This window comes from Mesorhizobium sp. M2A.F.Ca.ET.039.01.1.1 (assembly GCF_003998035.1).
In the GTDB taxonomy this organism is placed as follows: Bacteria; Pseudomonadota; Alphaproteobacteria; order Rhizobiales; family Rhizobiaceae; genus Mesorhizobium.
Genome location: NZ_RZRY01000906.1, coordinates 1 through 2130 on the forward strand (window position 1 = coordinate 1; position 2130 = coordinate 2130).

General features: G+C 60.9%; 3 protein-coding genes. All 3 read right to left on the reverse strand.

All coding sequences use genetic code 11. The features are described 5' to 3' along the window. On the reverse strand, positions 1-549 hold a 549-nt coding region (locus tag EOA24_RS35385; RefSeq protein ID WP_245501932.1), incomplete at its 3' end, for a DEAD/DEAH box helicase. Further along, positions 473-1795: an ATP-binding protein gene (locus tag EOA24_RS35390; protein WP_127410675.1), complete on the reverse strand. Its 1323-nt coding sequence runs from the start codon at positions 1793-1795 to the stop codon at positions 473-475. The genes EOA24_RS35385 and EOA24_RS35390, both read right to left, overlap by 77 nt. Further along, a partial coding sequence (locus EOA24_RS35395; protein WP_281059919.1) for a tellurite resistance TerB C-terminal domain-containing protein occupies positions 1792-2130 on the reverse strand: 339 nt, incomplete at its 5' end. The genes EOA24_RS35390 and EOA24_RS35395, both read right to left, overlap by 4 nt.

Consider the following 2130-nt stretch of genomic DNA (forward strand, 5'->3'; position numbering starts at 1 on the left):
AATGAAGGCATGTAACTCATCGATGACCACCGCATCGAGGCGCGAAAACATCTGCGCAACCTCCCCGCCCCTGCGGACGAGCAACGCCTCAAGCGATTCCGGGGTGATCAGCACGACACCCGACGGTCGCTTTCGTGCACGGGTTTTGGCGTCCGCCGACACGTCGCCATGCCATTTGTGCAGGAGGACGCCACTGCCTTCGCACAGGCTTTCCAGCCGCCGGTGCTGATCGTTGATCAGCGCCTTCAGCGGGCTGACATAGAGGATAGCGAACCCATCGGCGCTTCCTGCGTGCTCGCCATATCGGGTCAACAACGGCAGGAAGGCGGCTTCAGTCTTGCCGGCGGCAGTACGCGCGGAGATCACGACATCGCCGCCCGCGAGAATGACCGGGATGGCTTTTTCCTGCACGTCCCGTAGCGACGGCCATTTCCGCTGCCAAATCCAGCGCCTGACGGGCTCGGAAAGCGTGTCAAATGCGGAGGGTTGCAAGCTCGTCGTCCGCTCCGCCTTCGGCGTCATCGATTGGCTGGTCACCTGCACCGCCACGATCCTCCGCCACGTCCATTGCGCCGAGGATGTCTTTCCAATCTGTGCCGGGGTTTTGCTGGATGATCGCGAGCAGATCGACGAAGGCTTTCACCGTGTTGCGCGGAGTCCGAAAATAGGCCTCGCCGATCCGATTGGCGCAATGGTCCATGAATGCGTGGAGTGCCTCGTCCGGCACCAGCCATTTTTCCTGATCGCCGGCCGCGAACACGTCGCGCAGCCGCTCCAGCAGATGGTAGAGTTCCTCCGGCGTCAGGTTCGGCAGGTTGACCACCGGACCGGAATAGTCGGCCAGGCCATTGCCGGCAAAACTGTTCCCAGCCAGACGGGACTGCAAAGCTTCATAGGAGTAGAGCCCGCGCCGGGTGTCGAGCAGAAATTCCGGTGTGCCGCCCAGAATGAAGCCGATGCCCTGGGTCGTGCCCTGCAGGACATCGTTGAAGATGCGCAGGATCTGCTCGTAATTCTGTTTGCGGGCCTGGGCACTCTGCAGCTTGTAGAGGTTGACGAGTTCGTCGAGGCAGACCAACAGGCCGCCGAAACCAGCGAGCGTTGTGAAACGCGCGAGCAGCCTCAAGCCATCATAGAAGGACGCGTCATCGATGATGGTGCGTACGCCCAGATCCCCTCGCGCTTCTGTCTTGGTCGTGTATTCGCCGCGTAACCAACGAAGCGCGGCGTCCTGCAAATTGCTGTCCCCTTCCTCGTAGCCCCGCGCATAGGCAACGATGACGGTTGCGAAATCATAGCCACCGACCATTTCGCGAAGATCGCCAAGGCCTTCCTTGATGGCGATTTCTATTGTCGTCCCGTTTGAGGAAGCGCGTTCGGATGCTTTTTGTATGTAGCTCTCCAGAATGTTCCTGAGCGCGCCTCCGTCTGGAGCGGCACGGGTCGCAAGGCTGGTGGCGAGCTCGGCATAGAGCGTACGCGCCTGCCCGCCGGTGGCGTGGATGCGGCGATCTGGAGAAAGGTCGGCCTGGCAGACGGCAAGTTTGCGCTGAAGTGCGATTTGCCTGATGAGAAACAGGAAGAAGGTCTTGCCGGCACCATAGGCGCCGATGACGAGACGGATGCTCGACCCGCCGTTGCCGATCCGCTCTATGTCCTGGATCAGCGCCTCGATCTCGCGCTGGCGCCCCACCTGGATATGCTGGAGACCGATGCGCGGCACCACGCCGGCACGTAAGGCGCTGATGATGGTGTCTCGATCTCTCGGTTTGATAGGTGGGGTTTTTGTTGTCATGCTGACATTCCTTCGACAGAGACGGTGAGCGACGGAGGCTGGGCAGGAGCCTCGGAAAACAGGCTGGCATTGACGATGACAGGGTCCTCGCCATCCAGGACCAGTTCGTCGAAGCGGTCGAGGGACCAATCGTTGATTGCTTGCTTCGCCGCGCCGGGCATCAGATCGGCACCGCGCACCAAACGATCAAAATCCGAAGCCGTCCAGGTTTCCTGCTCGATCAGTTGCGACAGAAGCCACGCATAGCGTCGCTCCAGCCCGTCGAAGCGCGCATCCCCATTGGACGTCTCGATTTGCTCGATCGCGGGCTGAAGCTCTATTGGCGGTTCTGCTTC